General features: G+C 43.1%; 29 protein-coding genes. 15 read left to right on the top strand and 14 right to left on the bottom strand.

The features are described 5' to 3' along the window. Nucleotides 1–274 precede the first annotated feature (274 nt). The 7 genes from N0M92_RS10735 to mnhG are packed head-to-tail and all read left to right on the top strand — an operon-like array spanning nucleotide 275 to nucleotide 6003. Complete coding sequence (locus tag N0M92_RS10735) at nucleotides 275–2680, top strand: Na+/H+ antiporter subunit A (RefSeq protein WP_260285693.1); 2406 nt, start codon at nucleotides 275–277, stop codon at nucleotides 2678–2680. After that, nucleotides 2677–3099, top strand: a complete 423-nt coding sequence (locus N0M92_RS10740) for a Na(+)/H(+) antiporter subunit B (RefSeq protein WP_260285694.1) — start codon at nucleotides 2677–2679, stop codon at nucleotides 3097–3099. The genes N0M92_RS10735 and N0M92_RS10740 overlap by 4 nt, the downstream gene beginning before the upstream one ends. After that, a complete protein-coding gene (locus tag N0M92_RS10745; RefSeq protein WP_192206917.1) occupies nucleotides 3099–3440 on the top strand; it encodes a Na(+)/H(+) antiporter subunit C in 342 nt (113 codons plus the stop codon). The genes N0M92_RS10740 and N0M92_RS10745 overlap by 1 nt, the downstream gene beginning before the upstream one ends. Beyond that, entirely contained in the window at nucleotides 3433–4914 is a 1482-nt protein-coding gene (locus tag N0M92_RS10750; protein WP_260285696.1) for a Na+/H+ antiporter subunit D, read from the top strand. Before N0M92_RS10745 ends, N0M92_RS10750 begins: the two co-directional genes overlap by 8 nt. A 6-nt stretch (nucleotides 4915–4920) precedes the next feature. Beyond that, nucleotides 4921–5397 carry a Na+/H+ antiporter subunit E gene (locus N0M92_RS10755; protein WP_076368131.1) on the top strand — a complete coding sequence of 159 codons (477 nt, stop codon included), beginning with the start codon at nucleotides 4921–4923 and terminating at the stop codon, nucleotides 5395–5397. An 11-nt stretch (nucleotides 5398–5408) separates the two neighbouring features. Continuing rightward, nucleotides 5409–5681, top strand: coding sequence for a Na(+)/H(+) antiporter subunit F1 (locus N0M92_RS10760; RefSeq protein ID WP_370023645.1), 273 nt, complete (start codon nucleotides 5409–5411; stop codon nucleotides 5679–5681). Then, a complete protein-coding gene (gene mnhG / locus N0M92_RS10765; RefSeq protein WP_260285697.1) occupies nucleotides 5665–6003 on the top strand; it encodes a monovalent cation/H(+) antiporter subunit G in 339 nt (112 codons plus the stop codon). The genes N0M92_RS10760 and mnhG overlap by 17 nt, the downstream gene beginning before the upstream one ends. Nucleotides 6004–6055: 52 nt before the next feature. On the opposite strand, the gene N0M92_RS10770 is transcribed toward mnhG, so the two are convergent. The 6 genes from N0M92_RS10770 to N0M92_RS10795 form a co-directional block, all read right to left on the bottom strand. Further along, nucleotides 6056–6775 (bottom strand): MOSC domain-containing protein, encoded by a 720-nt coding sequence (locus N0M92_RS10770; RefSeq protein ID WP_260285698.1) that lies wholly within the window; start codon nucleotides 6773–6775, stop codon nucleotides 6056–6058. A gap of 98 nt (nucleotides 6776–6873) precedes the next feature. Then, nucleotides 6874–7272: a hotdog fold thioesterase gene (locus N0M92_RS10775; protein ID WP_260285699.1), complete on the bottom strand. Its 399-nt coding sequence runs from the start codon at nucleotides 7270–7272 to the stop codon at nucleotides 6874–6876. 110 nt (nucleotides 7273–7382) lie between these two features. After that, nucleotides 7383–7946, bottom strand: a complete 564-nt coding sequence (locus tag N0M92_RS10780; RefSeq protein WP_260285700.1) for a 5' nucleotidase, NT5C type — start codon at nucleotides 7944–7946, stop codon at nucleotides 7383–7385. 15 nt (nucleotides 7947–7961) lie between these two features. Then, nucleotides 7962–9059, bottom strand: a complete 1098-nt coding sequence (locus N0M92_RS10785) for an FAD-dependent monooxygenase (protein ID WP_260285702.1) — start codon at nucleotides 9057–9059, stop codon at nucleotides 7962–7964. A gap of 17 nt (nucleotides 9060–9076) precedes the next feature. Continuing rightward, nucleotides 9077–10177 carry a bifunctional diaminohydroxyphosphoribosylaminopyrimidine deaminase/5-amino-6-(5-phosphoribosylamino)uracil reductase RibD gene (ribD, locus tag N0M92_RS10790; protein WP_260285703.1) on the bottom strand — a complete coding sequence of 367 codons (1101 nt, stop codon included), beginning with the start codon at nucleotides 10175–10177 and terminating at the stop codon, nucleotides 9077–9079. A gap of 13 nt (nucleotides 10178–10190) precedes the next feature. After that, on the bottom strand, nucleotides 10191–10940 hold the full coding sequence (locus N0M92_RS10795; RefSeq protein ID WP_260285704.1) for a GTP cyclohydrolase II: 750 nt from the start codon (nucleotides 10938–10940) through the stop codon (nucleotides 10191–10193). 321 nt (nucleotides 10941–11261) lie between these two features. Between N0M92_RS10795 and N0M92_RS10800 the strand changes: the two genes are divergently transcribed. Continuing rightward, on the top strand, nucleotides 11262–11591 hold the full coding sequence (locus N0M92_RS10800) for a hypothetical protein (RefSeq protein ID WP_260285705.1): 330 nt from the start codon (nucleotides 11262–11264) through the stop codon (nucleotides 11589–11591). A 61-nt stretch (nucleotides 11592–11652) separates the two neighbouring features. Here the strand turns inward: N0M92_RS10800 and N0M92_RS10805 are convergent, their stop codons facing one another. Next, entirely contained in the window at nucleotides 11653–13158 is a 1506-nt protein-coding gene (locus tag N0M92_RS10805) for a leucyl aminopeptidase (RefSeq protein WP_260285706.1), read from the bottom strand. 270 nt (nucleotides 13159–13428) lie between these two features. On the opposite strand from N0M92_RS10805, the gene N0M92_RS10810 reads away from it, so the two are divergent. Then, complete coding sequence (locus tag N0M92_RS10810; protein ID WP_260285707.1) at nucleotides 13429–13911, top strand: divergent PAP2 family protein; 483 nt, start codon at nucleotides 13429–13431, stop codon at nucleotides 13909–13911. A gap of 9 nt (nucleotides 13912–13920) precedes the next feature. Continuing rightward, the gene (locus N0M92_RS10815; protein WP_192206928.1) at nucleotides 13921–14709 is read left to right on the top strand and encodes a cobalamin-binding protein; all 789 of its coding nucleotides are present in this window, start codon (nucleotides 13921–13923) and stop codon (nucleotides 14707–14709) included. An 89-nt stretch (nucleotides 14710–14798) separates the two neighbouring features. On the opposite strand, the gene N0M92_RS10820 is transcribed toward N0M92_RS10815, so the two are convergent. From N0M92_RS10820 to N0M92_RS10835, 4 genes are all read right to left on the bottom strand, one after another. Beyond that, entirely contained in the window at nucleotides 14799–15491 is a 693-nt protein-coding gene (locus tag N0M92_RS10820; protein ID WP_260285708.1) for a 3D domain-containing protein, read from the bottom strand. A 288-nt stretch (nucleotides 15492–15779) separates the two neighbouring features. Next, nucleotides 15780–16097 carry a YuiB family protein gene (locus tag N0M92_RS10825; protein ID WP_260285709.1) on the bottom strand — a complete coding sequence of 106 codons (318 nt, stop codon included), beginning with the start codon at nucleotides 16095–16097 and terminating at the stop codon, nucleotides 15780–15782. Nucleotides 16098–16204: 107 nt separating this feature from the next. After that, nucleotides 16205–16687: an NUDIX domain-containing protein gene (locus tag N0M92_RS10830; RefSeq protein ID WP_397443835.1), complete on the bottom strand. Its 483-nt coding sequence runs from the start codon at nucleotides 16685–16687 to the stop codon at nucleotides 16205–16207. Between the two features lie 233 nt (nucleotides 16688–16920). Continuing rightward, nucleotides 16921–18135: an NAD(P)/FAD-dependent oxidoreductase gene (locus tag N0M92_RS10835; RefSeq protein WP_260285710.1), complete on the bottom strand. Its 1215-nt coding sequence runs from the start codon at nucleotides 18133–18135 to the stop codon at nucleotides 16921–16923. Between the two features lie 475 nt (nucleotides 18136–18610). On the opposite strand from N0M92_RS10835, the gene N0M92_RS10840 reads away from it, so the two are divergent. Together N0M92_RS10840 and N0M92_RS10845 are read left to right on the top strand one after the other, a co-directional pair. Further along, nucleotides 18611–19603: an NAD(P)/FAD-dependent oxidoreductase gene (locus tag N0M92_RS10840; RefSeq protein ID WP_192206934.1), complete on the top strand. Its 993-nt coding sequence runs from the start codon at nucleotides 18611–18613 to the stop codon at nucleotides 19601–19603. 154 nt (nucleotides 19604–19757) lie between these two features. Further along, entirely contained in the window at nucleotides 19758–20399 is a 642-nt protein-coding gene (locus tag N0M92_RS10845) for an SDR family oxidoreductase (protein WP_260285711.1), read from the top strand. A gap of 69 nt (nucleotides 20400–20468) precedes the next feature. Here N0M92_RS10845 and N0M92_RS10850 read toward each other — a convergent pair whose 3' ends face one another. Beyond that, nucleotides 20469–20831, bottom strand: a complete 363-nt coding sequence (locus N0M92_RS10850; protein WP_241592743.1) for a HesB/IscA family protein — start codon at nucleotides 20829–20831, stop codon at nucleotides 20469–20471. A 212-nt stretch (nucleotides 20832–21043) separates the two neighbouring features. Between N0M92_RS10850 and N0M92_RS10855 the strand changes: the two genes are divergently transcribed. Beyond that, nucleotides 21044–21751 (top strand): DUF2225 domain-containing protein, encoded by a 708-nt coding sequence (locus N0M92_RS10855; RefSeq protein ID WP_260285712.1) that lies wholly within the window; start codon nucleotides 21044–21046, stop codon nucleotides 21749–21751. A 53-nt stretch (nucleotides 21752–21804) separates the two neighbouring features. Here N0M92_RS10855 and N0M92_RS10860 read toward each other — a convergent pair whose 3' ends face one another. Then, a complete protein-coding gene (locus N0M92_RS10860; RefSeq protein ID WP_260285714.1) occupies nucleotides 21805–22041 on the bottom strand; it encodes a YuzB family protein in 237 nt (78 codons plus the stop codon). 286 nt (nucleotides 22042–22327) lie between these two features. Between N0M92_RS10860 and N0M92_RS10865 the strand changes: the two genes are divergently transcribed. Then, a complete protein-coding gene (locus tag N0M92_RS10865) occupies nucleotides 22328–23395 on the top strand; it encodes an NAD(P)/FAD-dependent oxidoreductase (protein ID WP_076368149.1) in 1068 nt (355 codons plus the stop codon). Between the two features lie 81 nt (nucleotides 23396–23476). Here the strand turns inward: N0M92_RS10865 and N0M92_RS10870 are convergent, their stop codons facing one another. Beyond that, on the bottom strand, nucleotides 23477–23806 hold the full coding sequence (locus N0M92_RS10870) for a YuzD family protein (protein ID WP_260285715.1): 330 nt from the start codon (nucleotides 23804–23806) through the stop codon (nucleotides 23477–23479). 166 nt (nucleotides 23807–23972) lie between these two features. Between N0M92_RS10870 and N0M92_RS10875 the strand changes: the two genes are divergently transcribed. Continuing rightward, nucleotides 23973–24212, top strand: coding sequence for a NifU family protein (locus tag N0M92_RS10875; RefSeq protein ID WP_076368151.1), 240 nt, complete (start codon nucleotides 23973–23975; stop codon nucleotides 24210–24212). Nucleotides 24213–24387: the final 175 nt, after the last annotated feature.

Raw genomic sequence — 24387 nt, forward strand, 5'->3', positions numbered from 1 at the left:
ATGGATACTCTATTAATTCACCCTTTAAAAAATTTTTTAATAAATTTTCAGGTCGGTTCCCCCTCCTTTTCTACCTATATATAAAACTTCGTTCAAGTTGGCCTTCACCGTTTTCAAAGCCATGCAAACCCACATAAATTGCGTTATACTTTTAAGCGAGGCACGTATTCGATAAAAAAATACATATTCAGCGAAGATTTCCTAACGTCTAGGATTGCTCAAAAAAAAGCATAATAAGACGACTAAAGGTTCGTTTTAAAAAGGGAGGGAGTTTATGTCTTTACTTCATTGGGCGGTATTATCACCGTTTCTATTAGCAATCATCGTACCAATATTATACAAACTATTTCGACAAATACATACAGGATGGTTTGTACTGATTTTACCGATTCTCCTTTTCACGTATTTTTCAAGGTTCATTTCCTTGACCAAACAAGGGGATATCATTATGGAAAGCGCTACATGGATTCCTTCTCTTGGAATTCACGTTGATTTCTATATAGATGGACTAGGCCTTTTGTTCGCCTTGCTCATTACAGGTATAGGTTCACTCGTCGTTCTTTATTCAATTTTCTATTTATCGAAAGAGAAAGAAAAGCTGAACCAATTTTACGTCTTCCTTTTACTTTTCATGGGAGCGATGCTTGGTGTCGTCTTATCCGATAATCTAATTGTTCTTTATTCATTTTGGGAATTCACGAGTTTATCATCTTTTCTCTTGATAGGATATTGGAATGAAAGGGAGCGTTCACGTTATGGGGCGCAGAAATCCCTGTTGATCACTGTGCTTGGCGGCTTAAGCTTGCTTGGCGGCATCATTCTCCTTTCCATTATGGGGAATACATTCAGCATTCGTGAATTGATTGCCCAAAGCGGGGAACTTATGGACCACTCGCTCTTCATTCCTGCACTTTTGCTTGTGCTGCTTGGAGCGTTCACCAAATCTGCACAGTTCCCGTTCCATATTTGGCTTCCTGACGCGATGGAAGCCCCGACACCGGTCAGTGCTTACCTTCATTCCGCCACAATGGTAAAGGCCGGAATTTATTTGGTAGCCCGATTAAGCCCTGTTTTTGCAGAATCAGGATTATGGTTCTGGCTCGTTTCAATCGCCGGATTGATCACCCTGTTCTGGGGCTCATTCTCAGCAATCAAGCAGACTGATTTAAAAGGTGTTCTCGCTTTTTCCACCATCAGTCAGCTCGGATTGATCATGTCGCTTTTGGGACTTGGTGCAGCAGCCCTCCACTATGATTCTTTTGGGGAAAATATATATTTGGCAGCCACGGTTGCTGCAGTATTCCACTTGATTAATCATGCGACATTTAAAGGCAGCCTTTTCATGGTTGCCGGCATCATTGACCATGAAACCGGTACACGTGATATCAGAAAGCTCGGCGGATTGATGCAGGTGATGCCGATCACTTTCACCGTCGCTGTCATAGGCGCTTTTTCAATGGCTGGACTTCCGCCCTTCAATGGTTTTTTGAGCAAGGAAATGTTCTTGGCCAGCATGGTGAATGTATTGGAATTGAATATCTTCAATATGGAGACATGGGGGGTCCTTTTCCCTGTGGTGGCATGGGTAGCCAGTGTATTCACTTTCATATATAGCATGATCGTCGTGCTCAAACCCTTTACAGGCAAACTTCAGTTGCAACTATTGGACAAGAGGCCCCACGAGGCACCGGTCGGGATGCTGATATCCCCGATCATCCTTGCTTCGTTGGTCATCGTTTTCGGTATTTTTCCAAACTTGCTATCTTCACGGATCATTGAACCTGCGGTAGCCAGCATACAGCCTAGCGTGGCGGGTCCCGATTTCCAAGTTCATATCGCCTTCTGGCATGGATTCAATCCTGAAGTATGGATGACCGTCGGCATCATAGCATTCGGAATCCTTTTATACAAAACGCTTCCGAAGTGGCAGAAGATCACTAGATGGATTCCTGAACGCATTTCCCTGAATGCTTTGTATGATAACGGGGTTAGAGGGCTCGATCGTTCAGCATCATCCGTCATGAAATTTTTAATGACAGGTTATATTCGGACATATCTGCTTTCAATCTTCCTTTTCTTCATTCTCTCATTGGGCTTTACGCTTTATTGGAAGGATGCATTTAAATTGGATACAGGGAACTTTGCCCGGATCGGCCTATATGAATTGATATTGGCTGCGATCATCGTAATCGGCTCGATCGCCATTCTGTTTGCAAGATCCCGTTTAACTTCCATTATCATCTTAGGAGCGGTCGGTTATACGATTTCCTTATTTTTCGTTTTGCTGCGGGCACCAGATTTAGCCCTGACCCAACTAGTCATCGAAACGATTTCGGTATCCTTGTTCTTGCTTTGTTTCTTCCACCTTCCATTAATGGCAAGCAGAAAGGAAGAACGGATGACATTCAAGCTGAATAACGCGTTGATATCCATTGGTGTAGGAGTCATCGTGACATTGATTGCCTTATCGGCACATAGCAATAAACTATTTGATTCCATATCAAATTACTATCTTGAAAATGCTTATAAGGAAGCAGGCGGAAAAAACGTCGTGAACGTCATTCTCGTTGACTTCCGCGGACTTGATACAATGTTTGAAATCACTGTCCTTTCCATCGCTGCGCTCGGAATATTCGCGATGATCAAACTGCGTTTGACGGGGAGGAAAGATAAATCATGAAGCAAAATGACCTAATTCTTCAAACGGTTACGAAAGTCGCCGCCTTTGTTATCCTGCTGTTCGCGGTTGCCATCTTTTTAGGCGGGCATTATTCACCAGGAGGCGGGTTTGTCGGCGGTTTAATGACTTCAGCCGCCATAGTCCTGCTGTTGCTCGCTTTCGACATTAAGACCGTTACCGGCATCTTGCCGATTGACTATAAGTTAATGATCGGTTCAGGCTTGCTCATATCAAGCTTGACCGTAGCCGGTGGGCTGGTGTTTGGGGTGCCCCTCATGACACATGTGTATCATTATGTTGATTTACCGCTTCTTGGGCACATTTCGCTTCATACCGCGGTACTTTTTGATCTGGGTGTTTATCTTGTGGTTGTTGGTGTAACGATGACCATTATTCAAACGATAGGGGAGAGTGAATAATGGAACTTTTAATGGCCATTGTCATTGGAATACTATTTATGTGCGCGACATATTTAATGCTTTCCAAAAGCATTTTAAGAATCATAATCGGTACTGGGCTGCTTAGTCACGGCGCCCACCTTTTGATATTGACGATGGGCGGTTTGAAAGGCGGTTCCGTTCCATTGCTGAGTGATGAAGCTGCATCCTATGTCGATCCGCTTCCGCAAGCGCTTATCTTGACGGCGATCGTCATCAGTTTCGGGGTCACATCATTTCTGCTGGTACTTGCTTACCGGACCTACCAGGAACTCGGTACGGATGACATGGATGAAATGAGAGGTACGGAAGCGAATGAATAATCTAACTTTCATGCCTGTTTTATGGCCGCTTTTCACAGGCATCTTTCTCATTTTCTTTGCAAAAAAAATCAAACTCCAAAGAGGGATATCCCTTTTTTCCTCTCTAATAGGAATTGCGATTTCCCTTTATCTAGTGTTTACGGTCCATGCTCAAGGGATCTTGGCTTTAGGTGTCGGCAGCTGGGATGCGCCATTCGGGATCGTGATCGTCGCAGATATGCTTTCTTCGCTGCTCGTACTGACCACGAATATCATTGGATTGGCCATACTGCTTTACTCCTTTTATTCCATAGGGGAGGAACGTGAAAGACATTATTATTATCCTGTATTTCAATTTTTGCTGATTGGTGTAAACGGTGCCTTCCTTACGGGGGATCTTTTCAATCTATTCGTTTTCTTCGAAGTCATGCTGATGGCTTCCTACGTGCTGCTTGTACTGGGAGGGACGAAAATCCAACTGAGGGAATCATTGAAGTATATCATCGTCAATGTGCTTTCCTCTTCCTTTTTCGTCATCATGGTGGCGTACCTTTATTCAGTTCTAGGAACTTTGAACATGGCGGACATCAGCCAGAAGATAGCGGAAGTCAACCAGCCTGGTATCGTCTCGGTGATAGCGATTGGCTTTTTGGTCGTATTCGGTTTGAAGGGAGCCATTTTCCCGCTCTTCCAATGGCTTCCTGGGTCCTATTATGCTCCGCCCATTCCCGTGATGGCCCTATTCGGGGCATTGCTGACTAAGGTCGGGATCTATTCCATTTTCAGGACCTATACACTCATGTTTTATCATGACCAGGATTTCACCCATACTTTCCTTGCGATACTTGCCATCTTGACCATCATCATCGGTGTCATTGGTGCGATAGCTTATTGGGATGTAAAAAAAATCATCATTTACAATATCATCATCGCCGTCGGGGTTATCCTGTTCGGCATCTCCGTCATGAATGAACAGGCTTTATCAGGCTCCATTCTATATATCATTCATGACATGCTGATCAAGGCTGCACTCTTCCTGCTGGTTGGCATCATGATCAAAATCAGCGGATCGGATGATTTGCGGGACATGGGCGGCTTGATCAAGCAATACCCGGCCGTTGCATGGACCTTCTTCATAGCTGCCATATCATTGGCGGGAATCCCGCCATTCAGCGGTTTTGCCGGCAAGCTCCTGATTCTTCAGGGGGCTGCCGAAAAAGGAGCCTACTTTGGAATGGCCATTGTCTTACTTTCAAGTTTGATGGTCCTATATTCCGTCATGAAAATATTCATGAATGGCTTTTGGGGAACTCCGAAAGCTGATTATACCTTAACTAATCAAACGGTTAATAAAATGCTGGTCCCTGCCGTCATACTTGTGATCATTTCCGTTTTATTCGGAGTAGGAACTGAATCGATTTACCCATTCATTACACAAGCTGTGGATTCATTAATGAATCCCGAAATCTATAACAAAGCGGTTTTAAAGGAGTAGTGCCTGATGTCATTCCAAATTTTATTGAATGTGTTCCTTGCGGTTATCTGGATGTTTTTGAAAAATGAGTTTAACGGGAGCACTTTTATCATCGGATATATATTGGGGCTCGGCATCATGTTCGTCTTCCGTCATTTTTTCAATGAACGTTTTTATTTGAAAAGGGTGAATGCCGTCGTTCTATTGCTCCTCATATTCGCAAGGGAACTCATACTTTCCAACATTAGCGTCCTGAAGGCCGTGCTTAAACCGAGCCTGGATATGAGACCTGGCATATTCGCATTTGAAACCGTGCTGACCAAGGATTGGGAAATTACGATACTATCGAATTTAATTACACTTACACCAGGAACACTTGTCGTTGAGGTATCGGAAGATAATCGGATTCTTTATATCCACGCGATGGATATTGCCGACAAAGATGAGGCTGTGGACAGCATTAAGAATACATTTGAAAAAGCGATTATGGAGGTGGGCAAATAATGTTCGATCTAATGCTTAAAATCGCGTTGCTAGGTGTTTCGCTTTCCATGATTGGATTCTTATACCGTTTAATCAAAGGGCCTTCCGTACCGGATCGGGTCATCGCACTCGATGCAATGGGAATCAATCTTATCGCAATCGTTGCACTTGCCTCCATTGTCATGGATACAAGCGCATATCTGGAAGCCATTCTACTGCTCGGGATCCTATCATTCATCGGAACGGTCGCTTTCGCCAAATTCCTTGAGAAAGGGGAGATAATCGAAGATGACCGCAATCGTTGAAGTCCTATCAGCCCTATTCCTATTAATGGGAGTCTTTCTCTTTTTAGTCTCGGCTTTCGGCATCATCCGGCTGCCCGACGTCTATACCAGAAATCACGCTGCCTCAAAGAGCTCGACTCTTGGAATCATGTTCATCCTGATCGGCACCTTGTTATATTTTTACTATGAACATGGCCATTTCGATTTCCGGGTCGTGCTCGCGATCATCTTTATCTTCATGACCAGTCCTGTTGCCGGACATTTAATCATGCGCTCGGCTTATCATACTGGCGTCAAGATGTGGGATCGGAGTGTCCAGGATGATTTAAAGAAAACCCGGTGATCCCTGCCATGCAAAAGAGCTGCCCTGATTACAGGAGCAGCTCTTTTCTATTTCAATCCTTTAAAAATACCTGGTCCCCCACTCTGATTTCACCTGTTTTGATGACCGAGGCATATACGCCAAAATGATTGTTCCTTTCCTTGACGACAGTTTTCAGGAGAGTTGGATCTCTATGGGAATCGCTTGGATCGACCGTTATGATCATACAACGCTCACAATACCTTTTGATCTCCAATTCCACTTCATTTCCGATTAGAATCCTTTTTCCGAACCATTGCTCTTCTAAAAAGGGCGTTTTGTTCACTAAAGATAGCACCAAATTTTGTCTGAATCTCCTGCCATCCAGTTCTTTTCCCCAAAGCTTTGTCAATTCGCCAATCGAGGCATCACTGACAAGCAGGATGTTTTCTTCTTCAATCGCACCTAACGGAATATGTGCAGGATGATAAACAACTGGTGCTGCCTCCTGTTTCAACAACCGCTCCATTTCCTCCTGAAAGGCTTCCTCTCCCCATGTCAGCACCTGTCCTGTTGGGGTCTTCACCTTGATTTCCGGATATTGGTCAACGGTTCCCTCACCAGAAAAAGCAGCTTGATAACGGACCATTTCCGGGACTTGGGTTATCGTCAGGAATTTCCCATTTTTACCTTTAAAGGCATGGCTGCGATCTCCATATAGTCCATAATCCATCACCCTTGTTTTCTGTACCTGTTCACCAGTGAATGATTTTACAGGATGACGGGTGATTTCTTGTATATGACCAACCAGCATAAAAACACCTCTTCTCATACAATAATCTGCTGCCATATTATACTTAAACCGGATACTGTGGAATCATTGCGCCACTTTATTGCGATTGTTCTATTGATTCATTTTGGCTTTGGTAAGTCGATAACGGCCAATGTACAGCGTGAAACGCAGATAAGATGATCCTCTTCATCACGGATTTTCACGTCCCACACCATCGTCGTCTTCCCGCGATGGAGGATGTTCCCTTCTGCGGTAACAAAACCGGAACGGACGCCCCTTACATGATTGGCATTGATTTCAAGGCCGACGACAGCCTGTTTTGTACGATCCACCAGCTGCATGCCGCCAAAACTTGCAACAGATTCAGCAAGGGCAACGGACGCTCCCCCGTGCAATAAACCATACGGCTGCCTAGTTCGTTCATCTACAGGCATCTTCGCAATGACTTTCCCATCACCGACTTCTTTCATTTCTATCCCAAGCGTGCCGATCAATGACTGTTCAATATTTCTTTCCATCCCATTACCCCCAACTTTTTTCTATAAATAAATGAATCACTATTCATATCAGTATACAAAAAAAGGATGACCCAAGTCTATCAAGTCATCCCTCAATAATGTGAATTGTATTATTTGGAGAGGATTTCTTTTAATTCAAACCAGCTTGTCAGTCTTGGAATATCCAATTCCCTGTTATAGGAATTATCTATTGCATACACTTTCGTTGGAATATCCAATAAAGTTTCCAGCACTGCCGGTTTATCATCAAAATAATAATCCAATTCCAATTTGCGGATCGTATCAATTTTTTCATGATCCTTCATACCACAGTAAAAATGGTCATCCTTAACCGGAAAGCCGTTTTCAATCAGCCATTTTTTCGTCCGTTCACCATGCTCCGCTTTTCTGGCTGTGATGTAATAGATTTCATGACCATCGCGTTCAAGCTCCTGCAGCGTTTCCACTGCGCCCTCGAAGGCTGGACAGGATGAATAATAAACTTCCTCGGCAAGGCTGTTCCACATCTTGCCCCCAGCCTCTTTATCAAGCCCGAAAGCTTCATGGATCTCCAACGTCTTTAAAGCTCTGAATTTCGATATCTCTATATTCGTATTAAGCTTTTCATTATAAAGATGGAACGCAAACTCCCTCAAGTTAATAAGGGTATCGTCAATATCAAAACCAAATTTCATATCTTTCACTCCCATTCAAACATAAACGGCGGCAAACTGTGATGCGAAGGAAATTTCCTTGTCCACCTGAATGGCCTGTAATCTATCGATTTCGGCTTTTCTTTCTGGCTCAGCGATTTTAAGCCCAAAGAAATCAGCATCCCCCTGCAGGATGCATCCAGAAATAAGCTCGGCTAATATATCGGCATCCTTCATGGCACAATTGAGTCCGAATGCACCTGTAGGTGTCATCGTATGGGCTGCATCACCTAATAAAGCAACGCCATCCTTTGTCCATGTTTCACAATAGCTACTGTAAACGTCCAATAAAATGAAGTCATGCCAAGAGCGGATATTTTCACTCACAACCTTTTTTAATTCAGGAAAGGCCAAAAGCAAATCTTCGATGAACGGATCAAAATGTTGTTTTCGCAAATGCGGAAACGAACCATGTTCTATATTCCAGCCAATTTGGATGAAACCTCCAGCCTGAGTGAAGAGGGCAACCTGTGAGCCATTGACCAATGCCATCTTGATCGAAGGCTTCCATCCCTCGGGGGCTGGAATTTTTGCCCACAGTAAATCATAACCATGATTTTTTATCACGACTGGAATCCCCGCTTTTTTTCGAACGATGGAAAATCTGCCGTCCGCTCCGATTATCAATGAACTTTGCACTTCCAGGTCATTTCCGCCATTTCGAGCCTTGACACCTGTAAAACGGCCCATTTCATTCTGTATCAAGTCCGTAACCCTCGTATTCATCATCAATTGAAAAGAGTCCAGCTTTTCGGCTTCATTCAATATAGCTGTAAGGAGATGATTTTGAGGGACATGTATCCCAACATGATCGACAGGCCATTCAGGGAAAATCCTTTTGAATATTTCGCCGTCATTCCAATATTCAATTTGTTCCATCCTAAGCAAGCCTAGTCTTTCCACACTCTCGAATAAACCATGTTTTTTAAGAATGCCCTCTCCTTCATCGTTCAGGAACTCGCCCCTGAATTCCCTTGAAACCTCAGGATGCCTCTCAAGCAATACGACTGAAATGTCCTGCTTGGCCAATAGGTAGGCCAGCAGGGCTCCTCCAGGTCCTGATCCTACTATGCATACATCTGATTTAACCAACATGCCTCTTCACCTGTTGTCTATTTTAATTTAGGATAAGCCGTGATGCGTATGTCCTCGCCAAACGTTTCCACGCCAGAGAAGGAAACATCCATCGCTTCATCCATCGTATCCACATTCATTCCAGTAAACGGTGTTAATGAATTTCTTCCGCCCAATAATTTAGGGGCTATATAAATCAAGTATTTATCGATGAGCCCTTCCCTAAGAAAAGAGGCATTCACTTCGCTTCCGCCTTCCAGCAAGACATCCGTAATCCCCTTTTTATACAGCTCTTCCATCAAAGCCCTTAGATTCAGTCCCGTCCCGTTTTTGGGGATGAAAATGAATTCGATCCCTTTTTCACGTAAACGGTCCATTTTATCCGCAGGTGCATTTTCCTGTGTTACGATCAAGGTTTTCGCATCTGATACTTGTACAACATTGGCATCCAAGGGAACCCGTAATTCACTGTCTAAAATGATCCGGATCGGATTTTTCCCTCCGCCTTCCGGAAGTCTGGTCGTCAGTGATGGATCATCGGCCAATACTGTCCCGATACCAACAAGAATGGCATCCACCTCATCACGCAGCAGATGAACGGAATGACGTGATTCTTCCCCTGTTATCCATTTTGAATGGCCTGTGTGGGTTGCAAGTTTTCCATCGAGCGTCATCGCATACTTCGATATGACAAATGGCCGATTCGTCAGCATATTGTGAATGAAACGCTCATTCAGCCTTTGAGCTTCCTTTTCCAGGATGCCAACTTCCACTTCAATGCCCGCTTCCTTTATGATCGATATCCCTCTGCCGGCCACTTCAGGATTCGGATCTTGAGTAGCCACTACAACTCTCCGGACACCTGATTCTTTCACCAAATTTGCACAAGGAGGGGTCTTTCCATAATGTGAACAAGGCTCAAGAGTCACATATAGCGTTGCCCCTTCTGCATACTCACCCGCCATTTTGAAAGCATGCACTTCCGCATGCGGTTCACCCGCTTTACGGTGGATCCCTGTCCCGGCTATCACGCCGTCTTTGACTATGACTGCACCGACCACTGGATTCGGATTCGTCTTTCCTTTTGCACTGGCCGCCAAATCCAGTGCCAGCTTCATGTAATATTGATCATCATTCATACTATAGCTCTCCTTATACAATCAAAGTTGGCTTCTTTTGGGGAATATGTCCAGACTTCTTAACTTTTGTATCCAGATAGAAACTATTATCTTCCGTCAAACCGCCCCAAAGCGGAATATGGTCCTTTGCCGCAAGTCCATGCTTCATGAGGGCGTCCAGCTTTTTGGGGTTGTTCGTGATTAAAGTCACCGGATTCTCGCGCAGTTCACTCAACACTCGAATGGCTCCCTCGTAAGATCGCGTATCATCTTCGAATCCTAAAGCCTCATTCGCCTCGACCGTGTCATAACCCTCCTGCTGAAGCAAATAGGCAAGTGACTTGGAAAACAGGCCAATCCCTCTTCCTTCATGGTCTGCAAGGTAAAAGATGGCCCCGCACCCATGTTCGGCTATCATTTTCATCGATTGGTGGAGCTGGTAGCCGCAATCACATCGTTTACTGCCGAAGATATCACCCGTGTGACAGATGCTATGCATCCGGACAAGTGCATCTCCCGAATTTTTAAAATCTCCATACACCAATACGGAGGATTGCTGTCCAAAAGCAAGGTTGGCTTCCGAAAGCGAATCAAGCACTGCTTCCTTGTCATTACCCGCGCCGTCAAGCTGAAGCCATGTATACCATTGGAAAACCGTTGAGAAATCTCCTTGTTCAACAGGTAGGTTCACAGGTCCCACAAGGCATATATCAGCTTTTCCCGGGGTTTTGATGATATTCATTTTATCTATTAAAAGGTTTTTTGTTTCCTCGGTTATTTTCATGTTAACATCACCTATTTTATAATTTATAGTGTGCCTTCTCCTTACTTTAGGTAAGTAAGTATATTACTATACACTATACCTGTCAATGAAGCAGTTTACAAATAATAGTGTGTCTTTGATCATAATTTTCAAGAAGTTTGTTTGCAGGAGAAAGGTCATTCACAAACCGCAATCATATCGTCTGGCCTTTATACATATTTTAACGTATAACGAAAACGTGTCTATAGACAGACTTAAGGAAAGGACGGAAACCTTTTGGAGGATTTCCCTTATTTTTTATATGACCCCATCCTATTTACGCCTCACGCCGGGGCAATGAATATGAATCGGGAACGGGAAGGAACATTGCGTCCCTACTCGGCAACCAATCCAGATCTGCTGGTTAAATCGGCAAAGACCTCGCAATTTTTAATGCTTGATGTAAAAAAAGTCATGGATACTTTAGCCACATCCAAGCCTTTCTCGAACCGGTTGATGACCGCAGCCCAAGCATCGCAAAAGAGTGTCGTGATCGATATGATCCGAAAGATAGGAATTAATAACGAGCCTGATATCACGTATAACCCCGATGGGATCCGTTTTGATTTTTATCCTAAAGCGGGGGAAGAAAATTGTCATATCATCGTCAGTTTGAAATGGAGGGATGTATAACGTCCACCACACTCTTTTGGTAAAAAAACCGAAGCCTATTTTCGGCTTCGGATATTTGGGTTCATCTTGTTTTCGTTTCAAAGGTTTCAACCAATAGTGCAAGCGTTCGTGCCATGACACCGGTAGCCCCCGCCGTGCACAATTCGGAGTTGTTCGAGGTTGTGGAAGTTCCGGCAATATCCAGATGGACCCACGGAGTGCCTTCAGCAAATTCGCCGATGAAGGCCCCGCCCATGATTGCATGTCCTGCCCCTCCAGGTGAATTATTCAAATCCGCTATTTTACTATTGCGTACCCGTTCTTTATCCTTTTCTGTAATCGGCAATCTCCAAATGGGCTCTCCGGCCTCCTCTGAGGCGTTGGCCACCTGTTCATAGAATCCCGTGTCATTTGTCATTGCACCCGTCATATCCATGCCCAGCGCCGTTATTACACCGCCCGTTAAAGTGGCAACGTCAATAAGATAGTCAGCCCCATGATGTTTAGCGTACGTCATGGCATCCGCCAAAACCAGCCGGCCTTCCGCATCCGTATTCAATACCTCTATCGTCTTGCCGCTCATGGCAGTGATCACATCATCCGGCTTGAATGCATCACCGCTGATCATGTTATCAGTGGTTGGAATGACAGCCACGACATTTTGATCGGGTCCTAATTCGCCGATAATTTCCATTGCACCTAAAACAGCTGCCGCACCGCCCATATCCGTTTTCATCCCGACGATTCCAGCCTTCGTTTTCAATGAGTATCCACCCGTATCGAATGTGATGCCCTTACCGACCAGCCCGATAACATCCTTCCATTCATCCTTACCTTGATACTTCAGAACGATCATTTTCGGAGGTTCGGACGAACCTTTATTGACAGCAAGAAGTGCGCCCATTCCCAACTTGAGCATATCTCCCTTCTCGAGTATCTCCACTTCAAAACCATAACGTTCGCCCAAGGCGGATGAATAGTCTGCCAAATCCGTGGAAGTCAACAAATTGCCTGGTGTGTTGACCAATGTTCTGGCTGAGTTCGTCGCCCTTCCGAAGATTCTCCCTACATGAAGCGCGGCACCGACCTCTTCTTGACCATACTCACTGTAAACCGTGATCGATTCGAGGCTTTTTTCAACCTGATTCGATTTTTGCTTGTATCCTTCAAATTTATAGGAAGCAAGTTCGAAAGCCTCAGAACAAGCATGCGCTGCGTCCAATGCATCCAGATTTTCAGTCGTGAATGTATCCAAAGCGATCGAAAGAGTCGTAACCTTGGATTCCTTAATCGTCTTACGCGCTTTTCCCAACGCTTCGCGAAGGGTTTCAAAGGATAGCTCCTTTTCCTTGCCCAACCCTACGAAAATCAATCTCTTTACGCTTAATTTACCTAATGTATGTATTTTGACCACCGATTTTTTCTTGGAAGAGATTTCACCGGCTTTCACTAACTCTGTTAGCTGGCCGTCCAATCGCTCATCCGCTTCTTTTCCTATGCCTGTAAATTTTACAGGTCCGTCAAACACGCCTAGAATCAGACATTCATCAATCAAATCTATATTCAGGGAATCTTTTACTGTAAACATCCTGCTACCTCCTCCATTCAATTACACTCATTATAACGAAATCTTCAAAAATTTTCGAATAAGGCCTGCAAAAATAATAATAAAAAGGGATATAGTTTAGATTGGGTGACTTTAGAGTAATAGTATAAGAAAGATCATATTTATACTATTACCAGCAGGGAATCGACAGGACTGAATGGAACTAATAATAAGGGCCTTATTCCGAGCAGGATGTATTTACCCAGATATGGTTTTCATCTTTACTTATAACTAGAAAGAAGGCTGATACTGTTGGAATTATTACTCAACTTCCCTTTAATCGCAGCATTGATTGCCATTTTCTTTGCTCAATTCATTAAAGTGCCCATCCACTTCATAGCATTTCGTAAAGTGAACTGGTCACTCATTAACTCCACAGGCGGTATGCCAAGCTCCCACTCTGCGGCCGTGTCAGCCCTAACCGTAGCGGTAGGAATCGAAACCGGAATGGATTCCCCTGTATTTGCGGTTGCCACGATCTTTGCAGTCATCACGATGTTCGATGCAACAGGAGTGAGACGGCAGGCAGGAGAACAGGCAGCTGTCCTGAACCAGCTCGTTACCGACTTCAATACATTTGTCGAGCAAGCAAAGAACTGGCAGAAAAAAGAAGATAAACAAAAACAGCAACAATTAAAGGAACTGTTGGGCCATAAGCCAATCGAGGTATTTTTCGGAGCCTTGACCGGAGTATTCATTGCACTGACACTTCACTTTTTCATCTTTCAAGGGTAGGTGTTCAATTTGAAAATAATCTCACTTTGCCCCAGCAATACGGAACTATGCACATATCTAGGGATTGAAGATCAGCTTATCGCCATCGATGACTACTCTGATTGGCCTGAAACCATACAGCACCTACCCAAGGTGGGGCCCGACTTATCGATCGACATCAATCATGTTGAATCACTAAAACCCGATTTGGTGCTGGCTTCCCTGAGTGTACCGGGCATGGAAAAAAATATTGAAGGGCTAAAAGAACGGAACATCCCCCATATCATCTTCAACCCGCAATCACTTGAAGATATCGCAAAAGATTTAGTGACCTTGGGCGAGGCCATGGATCTTAAGGAAAAAGCAGAGGAACAGGCTGCCAAATTCCGTCATGCCATCCTTCAATATAAAAACGTCGCCGACAAAATCGAAACAAAGCCTTCCCTGTATTGGGAATGGTGGCCTAATCCCTTATTCAGCCCAGGGGGAGTTAATTGGTTATCCGAGATCAGCACGCTTGCAGGAGGATATAACCTTTTCGAAGATGTCGACATGGCAAGCATTCAAGTCACTTCCGAAGATGTCAAAAAAAAGGATCCCGACCATATTTGCTTAGCTTGGGTCGGTGTCCCTTTACGAAAGGTAAACCCAGAGCTGGTCAAGAAACGGAAAGGGTGGTCTGATATGAAGGCCGTCCGGGATAACAATATTCACATCATGGAAGAACCATTATTCTGCCGGCCTTCTCCACGTTTACTGGATGGGCTTTCCAAATTGGCAAAGACCCTGCATCCTGAAGCCTACAAAAGCATGGCCTAAGGGCGTCACAACTGAAACAGACAATCAAAAAGGCTGCCTCAATCGAGGCAGCCTTTCACCTTCACTTTCTCCGATTTGTCTATCAAACATTAAAAAGCAAAGGAAGCTACATTCTCGTTCAATGTTTTCTCAGCGATTTTCGGCTTGAATACCTGCTTGATCTTTGTTTCATTCAACTTGCTTAGCTGTTCTTCAGATAACTCGCCATTCCCTTTTTGCACAACATATACTTCAAGGGTTTTCTTGCCCCAGTTCTCGTATACATCTTGTACCGTTTCGTAGTATAGGTCCAGGTGGTTTCCTTTGATCGCACCACCCTTGTCCGCTACAACCCCATAGCCATAGCCCGGAATCCAAAGGATGGTTCCGAGAGGGAATACGGCAAGATCGGCGGCAATGGTGGAAAACAGATCCCGTTTCACCTTCACCCCTGAATAAGTGATTCCATAGGATGGGCTTTCCGGGTACTTTCCTGTCGACTCATACCCTGCTGTATATCCTGTAGCCAAAACTTCATGCTTCGGGTATTTCGAGAGCTCGATTGCCTCCGCTATCGTCGTCGGACCATTGCTCGTGGATGCCGATGCCATTAGCGTTGCAACTTGACCTCCACTATGGATCGCTTTATATTCGAGACCAAGCATTCGATGCTGTCTCATTGCCTCTTCAAAAGGATGGCCTTCAGGCACAGCCCCAAAAACATGATTTAAGGTTGATTCGATGGCCAAGATAAATAATATGATAATAGCAACCCTCAGAAATAATGCCTTTACAATCTTCATATGTATTAATTCCACTCCTCTCACAAGGATATTTGTTCCCTTTCCAGAGTGAAAGTATTCATAAAGCATGGAAAGATCCAATTTTCCTTACAAAAAAGGCTCTTTTCGTAAAGATTGTTGTTTTTAAAACGAAACGATTTAAGGTTGATTGGAGCGGAAGTGTGAGACTCTTGCGGGACCAGCGGGAGGGGAAATCAACCACACCGCACTACTTGGTAAATAGCAACAAAGTATGCGAAAACAGCCTGCAAAAAAAGGACCGTCCATAAATGACGGCCCTTTCCATTATCAAAACATTTGATATCCTTTTTTCCTTAGAATCTTGATGACCACACCCGCTAAAACCGCACCAAGCAGCCCGCTTGATAAAATAACGATGTCTGCCGTATGAAGGGATGTAAGGTTCGTTCCAAGATTGGAAAAAGAGATTCCCGGATTTCTAAAATATTCTATTAGCTTTGTTTCATTGACAATGATGATGAAGACGATTGGAAATAAGATGACCATGATCCACGAAGAACGAAAAAGCATATTCAGCAAAAAGCCAATTCCAAAAAATAATATGAAAAATAAGAGTATTGAGATAATTAAAACAGGCAATGGCATGTTATTCTTGACCCTCCTTAAAAGCGACACCTTTAGTTTACTGAAAAAATAATTGCCGCGTCAACGACTTATACCAAATAATTCCGAAGAAAAGATAATTACCCAAATCACATGAATAATTTATATGATGTATATCCAAATTGATCTCCCGGGTTCAACCCGTCAAGCATCGTCTGCATTCTTTCCCTTTTAAAAGCTAAAAGCTGTTCCAAGAGTAAAGATTGCTTCCCCTCCTGCATGAGTAAATCAGGGTCATAAAATTTAGCCTCATATAATTCATCCAATTGAGCGGTTACTTCAAAACTGACTGGTTTAAGTAAAAATATCAACATATTATCACTAATATCCCCTTTGATGACTCCGCTTCTCATACCTACAATGCCTTCGATTTCTGTTTGAACACCCGTCTCCTCCAACACTTCCCTTACGACAGCTTCATCGACGGTTTCATCATTTTTGACAAAACCTGCCGGAAGCGACCATTGCCCTTTCAATCCGCCATACCTTTTATTCACGACCAGCCACTCACCTTTATCAGATATCACAAGGCCGGACACTGCCAGCCAAACATTTTTGCATCGTTCCACCAAAGTCCACTTCCCCCATATTCATTATAATCAGGATAAACTCCACACAGCAGAAGAACATATGGTACCAAAGGTAAGGACTTTCTTGGTGCAGCTTCGCCATCCTTATCCCCATTATATTCCACATAAGAAAGGAGCATACTCCACTATGACACGCTCATCGATGGGATGAGATTCCAATGAAAAAGCCATTCAGGGACAATCCCCAAATGGCCATTATTTATATATCGAAAAAATTAAAGGACGTTGAATTTACCTTTTTTAGCAACAAGGGAAGCTCCGCCAATCAATAACAATGCTCTGTTATCAACCATTTTCTTCATGAATGATGCAGTCTTACCTGTAACTTTCTTGCCGAAAACAACACCAATCGCGTTGTCTTCGCCAAGTGAACATACCGTTCCTTTGTTTTCGAAAGTGAACGTTTCAAGGGCGCTTTCATTACGAACCAATTTAGTCAGGTTCTTCGCAATGACCTCACCTTGCTGCATGGCGATTTGGGCAGTAGGTGGATATGGACGATTAATTTCCTCGTTGATGATCAAAGCGCAATCCCCCACGATGAAAATATCGTCATGACCCGGTGCCCGCATGTCAAGGTTCACTTTGATGCGTCCGCGCATAGCTTCAAAACCGGAAGCCTCTATCACGGAATTTCCACGTACGCCAGCTGCCCAGACAACGGTGCCCGCTTTGATTTCTTCCACTTCATCCTCGCCTTTTGCCACGATGATGCCTTCAGGAGTCGCCCCCTTGATCGGTGTACCGATCTTGAATTCCACACCTTTTTTCTCAAGGTAAGATACTGCATAATCCACCAATTCCGGATCAAAGCCAGGAAGGACCGCTGGTGCCGCCTCCACACAGTACATACGGACCTTTTGGAAGTCGATGTCGTATTCTTTACATAGTTGAGGGACACGGTTAGCCAATTCGCCAAGGAATTCAATACCCGTAAATCCTGCTCCTCCAACAACGATCGTCAAGCGGTCTTCATTCTTCTCGACCTCAGTACTGTACGTAGCGAATTGCAATTGGATATGGTCACGGATTTTTCGTGCAGTGTTCACGTTCGAGATAGAGAAAGCATATTCTTTTAGCCCTTGGATTCCGAATGTTTCCGATTCAGGTCCAAGTCCAATCACTAAGTAATCATAAGAAATTTCGCCGTTTTCAAGGATGACTTTTTTGTTTTCTGTTTTCACTTCCAAAACAGAGTCCTGGATGAATTTAACTTTGCTGTTAATGACACTTTTGATTGGATAGCGCACACGATCATGATGTAGAGTTCCAGCAGATGCTTCATGCAGCCATGTTGTTTCATAGTGGTAATCATTTTTGTTAACTAATACGATTTCTGCTTCATTTTGACCTAATGCCTTCTGTAAGCGAGTAACAGTCATCAATCCACCATAACCTGCTCCCAAAACAACGATAGTTGGCTTTTTCAAAAGTATTCGTCCACCTTTACGATATTTTCTTGTGATGCTTTCCATAACTAAAATATATTGTCTATCTTATTAATTTCCATTATAAAAAGCACTCTTATACATTTGTGACGTATTTCACGTAACACTTCATAAATGTCATAAAAAATTCATAAAAATTTTACCAAATGATGTCTAATTAAATATTAGTCTTTTTCCATACCTTTTTCAAGTAACAAACCGAACTATTTCGGGTTAAAATAAAGCCGAAAAGCATTACTTTTCACCCAGTTCCGAACCATATCTATACGAAATGCTTAACATTGGTAAAGAGTAATTTTACCCACTTTTGAAAGAGAATGAAGAACATTCACCGTGAAACTGCCCATATATAGTCGAAACTTTCCCACTTTTCTAACTTTACCCGTTTTTTAAAAGATCATCTATGTTAAAATAAGAGAATAAATTTCAGCAAACCTAGTATATCGGAGGGATAACGTTGGAAGTTAATGAAAAAGTTTATGATATTACCATCATTGGCGGAGGCCCAGTTGGATTATTCACTGCATTTTATGGGGGAATGAGACAGGCATCCGTAAAAATCATCGAGAGCCTACCACAATTAGGCGGACAATTGTCTGCTCTTTATCCTGAAAAGTTCATCTATGATATCGCCGGTTTCCCCAAAGTGCGCGCACAGGAGCTAGTGAATAATTTGAAAGAACAAATGGCAAAGTTCGAACAGGATGTTGTCTTGGAGCAGGCCGTTCAAGAAGTGGAAAAGCAAGCCGATGGAGTTTTCAAGTTAACGACTGATAAAGAAATCCATTACTCCAAAACAATTATCATCACAGCTGGAAATGGGGCTTTCCAACCCCGCCGCATCGAGATTGATGATGCAAAAAAATATGAAAGCAGTAACCTTCACTATTTCATCGATGACCTCAATCATTTTGCCGGCAAAAAAGTGGTGGTTTTCGGAGGTGGAGATTCAGCGGTGGACTGGGCCCTGATGCTTGAGCCAATCGCCGAGAAAGTGAGCATCATACACAGAAGGGATAAATTCCGTGCCCACGAACATAGTGTAGAAACACTTAAGAATTCAAAAGTTGAAATAAAGACTCCTTACATACCTTCAGAGTTGATTGGTACAGACGGACGGATCCATACAATAGTCATCAAGGATACAAATGGTGAAGATACAGAGACGATGGAGGTAGATGCAGTCATCGTCAACTACGGCTTCGTTTCTTCCCTTGGTCCCATTAAGGAATGGGGACTCGATATCCAGAAGAACAGTATTTTGGTGAATTCCAGAATGGAAACGAATATCCCTGGAATTTATGCAGCAGGTGATATTGCAACATATGATGGCAAAGTAAAATTGATTGCAAGTGGTTTTGGTGAGGCTCCCACTGCCGTCAATCACGCCAAACAATATATTGACCCAAAAGCAAAAGTCCAGCCGATGCACAGCTCTTCCATGTTTTAAAATCACGCAAAAACCCGGCTTTCACAGCCGGTTTTTTTGTTGTCCCCAATTCAATGATTGTGGATAACTTATTTCCCTTAGTTATCCACAGTGCTTAGCATTGTCATTCTAAGGGTAAAGAGTGGGATAAGCCAAGAAAGGGGAATGCACATATATGAATATTTTAATTGCAGGCGCCAACGGAACGACCGGGAAACAGATCATTGGGGAATTATCAAAAAATCCGCAAATGAAAGTATACGGGATGATCCGGAAAGAGGAACAGGCTCAAACGATAAAAGAACTCGGCGGACATCCAATCCTTGCCGATTTAGAGGGAAATGTGGATAAAGCAGTGGATAACATGGAAGCCATCATTTTTGCCGCCGGATCTGGACCAAAAACAGGGCCGGATAAAACGACAGCTGTGGATAAGAACGGAGCCATTAAACTGGTTGATGCCGCCAAGAAGAAGGGCATCGAACGGTTTGTCATGTTAAGCTCTGTCGGTTCCGATAATCCGGAACAAGCCCAAGAAGGAATGCGCCATTATCTCGAAGCCAAGCATGATGCCGATGAACATTTAAAAGGAAGCGGACTGACCTACACGATTGTCCGGCCAGTTGCTTTGACAAATGAACAAGCCATCGGAAAAATCTTTGCGGATGAGAAAGTGGATCATACTAATAAATCCATTCCAAGGGCCGATGTCGCCGCCGTTCTTGCCCAATCAGTCACAGAGGAAAAAACATTCAATAAAACATTCGAGATTTTCAGCGGCACCCTCCCAATCAAAGAGGCCCTTTACAATATGTAAGGCAGCAAATAAGCATAAAAAAAGGGGGCACTAGTTAAAGTGCCCCCTTTTCCAATGTTTTGGAGTTTCTTAGCAGTTTTCCGGCGTACCGGCGTTTTTGGCCGTTTTGAAGGAAGACCCGCAACCGCATGAAGCGATAGCATTTGGGTTTTCGATCGTAAAGCCTCCGCCCATCATCGTTTGTTTATAATCAATTACCGTTCCATTCAATATATCTGCATCCTCGGCATCAACAAGGATCTTGATTTCAAACTGTTCCAGCTGGCTATCTTTTTCCCCAGGCTCTTGTTCAAAACCCATTCCGTAAGATAATCCGCTGCAGCCTCCGCCTTTAACGGCCACTCTTAAAAAGGAACCCTCTTCGCCATTATGTTTCATCATTTCTTTTATCTGAAAAGCGGCAGCTTCCGTTATTTGAACAACTTCACTCACAATAAATCCCTCCTTCTTCTGATGTATGAGATAGAACTATTCCTCTTTATAGTATATACCAAAGAAATTCACACGCTCAATTTTCCAGCTTGGAAAAATTCATATTCCTCCACCTATTTTACCAACAAAAATTAGTTTATAATAAGATGAATGGGTATAACGGACCCATTCATTGGACCCATTCCCAAATTACAATAAAGGGGGTAATCACCATGGAAGGTATACATCCTCTATATGACAAAAGCATGGAATGCCTTTTATGCAAGCAAAAATCAACCACTAAAAAGGTACGGTCGCGTTTTGTAAAAGTAGCTAAGTATGACACGGACTTTCACCCCATTTATGCTGATTCAACCGTTAACACACTTTACTATAATATTTTTGTTTGCCCTCACTGCGGCTTTTCTTATTCCGAGGATTTCTCCCGGTACTTCCCCCCCACGACAATGGAAACCATTATGGAAAAAGTCAGCTCCCAGTGGGTTCCCCATCATTTCAGCAAGGAGAGATCCATTAAAGATGCGATCAATACATACAAGTTGGCGAGTTATTGCGGAGCTTTAAAAAAGGAAAAACATATTATCCTTGCCGGAATCTGTTTACGGATAGCCTGGTTATACAGGATCAACCAAACCAAGGAACAAGAAGAAAGATTTTTGAGGTTCGCCCTGAAGGAGTATGAGGCATCCTATTCAACAGGGGACTTCAGCGGCACCCAGGTATCTGAAGCAAGGCTCCTCTATCTCGCTGGCGACATTTCCAGAAGGATAGGAAATGAAAAGGCAGCCATCAAGTATTTTTCATTAGTGTTCGAAAGACAAAAAAATGCCCGGGAAGCCTCCATCATCCAGATGGCCAGGGATCGCTTTCAGGAACTCAAGCAGAAACATGAAACATCCCGTCCGATGCTGCATAACTGAAAATTAAAAAGGCTGTTCCATCGAGGAACAGCTTTTTTATTCGCCGTTGATGATTAGAACATTTCATATTCATCAATGTACTTATATATTTTATCCACCAATTCATCCGTAGTGTCACCAAAAACCACTTCACCGTTTACAAGTGCATATAAGTTACTGGAGCACCTGCCGCAATATCCCAGACAACCATATTCTATGACATCTAAATTCGGATCCCGCTCCAATCTTTCCAGAGCCTCCTGAGCGCCACTGGCCAGATTGCTTACACAAAATTCAATAATCGGGTACATTGTTTCACCTCACAGTTACTAACAAACCATCTTATTACTTTTCCCATTAACAGTCAATATTTACGCATAAAAAATCAGCCGATTTCAAGATATCGGTTGTGATTTCCTTTCATATTCGTTATACTTTTGTCGGGGTACGTAAAAAAAGAAAATTATCTAATTTTTTATTCTTGTTACTAATTGGGGTATATATATTTATTTACACTTTAAAGGGGACCATTTGGGGGAATCCTATCGTTAAATGCTAGTCAAATTTTCAAGAGATCAAATAAAGGGGAAAAATCATATGAAGAATCTAGTCATACTTGGTGGCGGGTATGGTGGTATGCGCATGTTGCAAAGATTGCTGCCTAATCAGCTTCCTGAAAATGTGAGCATCACGCTTATCGACCGTAATCCTTATCACTGCTTAAAAACGGAATATTATGCTTTAGCAGCAGGTACCATTCCAGATCAGCACATCCGTGTTGCATTTCCTGAACATCCTCGCTTGAAGAACGTATACGGAGAAGTACTTTCCATCGATATGGAAAATAAACAAGTCATTATAGAAAATCAAGATCCTGTCGTTTATGATGATTTAGTCATTGGCCTTGGCTGTGAAGATAAATACCACGATATTCCTGGTGCAGACACACATACTTACAGTATCCAAACAATCGATAAATCACGCCGCACATATTCAGCTTTGAATAATTTAGGTGCCGGTGCAACCGTTTCTATCGTTGGTGGCGGATTGAGTGGTGTTGAGCTTGCAAGTGAATTGATTGAAAGCCGTTCAGATTTAAACGTTAAGCTATTCGACCGTGGACCGCATATTCTATCTGCATTCCCAGAAAGATTAAGCACCTTTGTTGAATCATGGTTCGATAAACATACAATCGAAATCGTCCATCATTCAAATATAACGAAAGTTGAGCCAAACCTTCTTTATAATGGCGACGAAGCAGTTCAAAGCGACGTCATCGTATGGACAGCTGGAATTCAGCCAAGTAAGATCATCCGCGATATGGATATTGAAAAGGACCGTCAAGGAAGAGCTGTCCTGACTCCTCAGCATTTCCTACCTAATGATGACAGCATCTTTGTCGTCGGCGACTGTGCGAGCCTCCCTCATGCGCCAAGTGCTCAATTAGCGGAGTCCCAAGCAGAGCAAATCGTCCAAGTTCTTGTGAAGAAATGGGCAAATGAACCACTTCCGGAAAGCTTCCCTACAATGAAATTAAAAGGAACATTAGGTTCCCTTGGGAAGAAGCAAGGTTTTGGTCTTGTTGCAAACCGCCCAATTACAGGCAGAGTGGCACGCCTAATGAAATCAGGCATCCTCTGGATGTATAAATACCATAACGGTTGATTCCAACCATGCTACATTAAACTGGCCCCATGAACTGCATGCAGCTCATGGGTCAGTTTTTCTTATTTCTTCCATTATATATCACACTTGCATCGTATATCCATATTTTTCCATAGTTTCCACCACTTTTTTGAGACGCACATTTCCTTCTGCAATGATCTCGCCTTCAATGAGGACCAATGGATAAAATAAATCTTCTTCGATCATCTTCGCGGCAAAGCTCTTTTGCTTCAACGTTTCTGGGGGATTATACATATCTATATAGGATATCTTGAATTTCTGCTCAGGAAACTTTCTCGTTAAAGCGGCTTCTAGCCACTCGCAAGTATCTTTCGAAGAAGGGAGATTCACACAGCTCGCGCAAATTTGCTCCGCTCCATACACTTCTATTTCAATTTCTTTCATTATCATCTCTTCCTCCTTCATTTTAGTATATATACTTCATTTTGAATACTTTTTAGAAACATTCACCTGTTTCCATCATACCAGAATAATATAGATTATATTTCCGCAAAGTTACAGTTGGATTTTTTATTACCTTCGCATTATAATATGATTAGGAAAGGAGTCGATTGCAATGTCCGACCAACAAACAATGGAAGTCCAAGTTCAAGAGGTTCTAGATAAGCTTCGTCCGTTTCTTCTTCGTGATGGCGGTGACTGTGAACTAGTTGACGTAGAAGATGGAATTGTAAAATTACGATTACTAGGAGCCTGCGGAAGCTGTCCAAGTTCGACCATTACGCTAAAAGCTGGGATTGAGCGTGCCCTTCTTGAAGAAGTTCCCGGTGTAGTGGAAGTTGAACAAGTTTTCTAATAGCCCTTTAAAATAACATGCAGCGTATGGATGAAGGATCACTTCATCTATAAACGTTCAACCTTTTTCATGCAGGCTGGAATCTTTTCGGGCTGTAATAAAAATAAAGCTGACTCGGCTTTTGCCCTATCAAATGAATTGATACGGCTTGACGCGAGTCAGCTTTTTTATTTGG

It is taken from the genome of Peribacillus aracenensis (genome assembly GCF_025175645.1).
Taxonomy (GTDB): domain Bacteria; phylum Bacillota; class Bacilli; order Bacillales; family DSM-1321; genus Peribacillus; species Peribacillus aracenensis.

Coding starts and splice junctions, on each gene's coding strand:
- N0M92_RS10735 (WP_260285693.1), top strand. CDS start 275: ATGTCTTTACTTCATTGGGCGGTATTATCACCGTTTCTATTAGCAATC.
- N0M92_RS10740 (WP_260285694.1), top strand. CDS start 2,677: ATGAAGCAAAATGACCTAATTCTTCAAACGGTTACGAAAGTCGCCGCC.
- N0M92_RS10745 (WP_192206917.1), top strand. CDS start 3,099: ATGGAACTTTTAATGGCCATTGTCATTGGAATACTATTTATGTGCGCG.
- N0M92_RS10750 (WP_260285696.1), top strand. CDS start 3,433: ATGAATAATCTAACTTTCATGCCTGTTTTATGGCCGCTTTTCACAGGC.
- N0M92_RS10755 (WP_076368131.1), top strand. CDS start 4,921: ATGTCATTCCAAATTTTATTGAATGTGTTCCTTGCGGTTATCTGGATG.
- N0M92_RS10760 (WP_370023645.1), top strand. CDS start 5,409: ATGCTTAAAATCGCGTTGCTAGGTGTTTCGCTTTCCATGATTGGATTC.
- mnhG (WP_260285697.1), top strand. CDS start 5,665: ATGACCGCAATCGTTGAAGTCCTATCAGCCCTATTCCTATTAATGGGA.
- N0M92_RS10770 (WP_260285698.1), bottom strand. CDS start 6,775: ATGCTGGTTGGTCATATACAAGAAATCACCCGTCATCCTGTAAAATCA.
- N0M92_RS10775 (WP_260285699.1), bottom strand. CDS start 7,272: ATGGAAAGAAATATTGAACAGTCATTGATCGGCACGCTTGGGATAGAA.
- N0M92_RS10780 (WP_260285700.1), bottom strand. CDS start 7,946: ATGAAATTTGGTTTTGATATTGACGATACCCTTATTAACTTGAGGGAG.
- N0M92_RS10785 (WP_260285702.1), bottom strand. CDS start 9,059: ATGTTGGTTAAATCAGATGTATGCATAGTAGGATCAGGACCTGGAGGA.
- ribD (WP_260285703.1), bottom strand. CDS start 10,177: ATGAATGATGATCAATATTACATGAAGCTGGCACTGGATTTGGCGGCC.
- N0M92_RS10795 (WP_260285704.1), bottom strand. CDS start 10,940: ATGAAAATAACCGAGGAAACAAAAAACCTTTTAATAGATAAAATGAAT.
- N0M92_RS10800 (WP_260285705.1), top strand. CDS start 11,262: ATGAATCGGGAACGGGAAGGAACATTGCGTCCCTACTCGGCAACCAAT.
- N0M92_RS10805 (WP_260285706.1), bottom strand. CDS start 13,158: ATGTTTACAGTAAAAGATTCCCTGAATATAGATTTGATTGATGAATGT.
- N0M92_RS10820 (WP_260285708.1), bottom strand. CDS start 15,491: ATGAAGATTGTAAAGGCATTATTTCTGAGGGTTGCTATTATCATATTA.
- N0M92_RS10825 (WP_260285709.1), bottom strand. CDS start 16,097: ATGCCATTGCCTGTTTTAATTATCTCAATACTCTTATTTTTCATATTA.
- N0M92_RS10845 (WP_260285711.1), top strand. CDS start 19,758: ATGAATATTTTAATTGCAGGCGCCAACGGAACGACCGGGAAACAGATC.
- N0M92_RS10855 (WP_260285712.1), top strand. CDS start 21,044: ATGGAAGGTATACATCCTCTATATGACAAAAGCATGGAATGCCTTTTA.
- N0M92_RS10860 (WP_260285714.1), bottom strand. CDS start 22,041: ATGTACCCGATTATTGAATTTTGTGTAAGCAATCTGGCCAGTGGCGCT.
- N0M92_RS10865 (WP_076368149.1), top strand. CDS start 22,328: ATGAAGAATCTAGTCATACTTGGTGGCGGGTATGGTGGTATGCGCATG.
- N0M92_RS10870 (WP_260285715.1), bottom strand. CDS start 23,806: ATGATAATGAAAGAAATTGAAATAGAAGTGTATGGAGCGGAGCAAATT.
- N0M92_RS10875 (WP_076368151.1), top strand. CDS start 23,973: ATGTCCGACCAACAAACAATGGAAGTCCAAGTTCAAGAGGTTCTAGAT.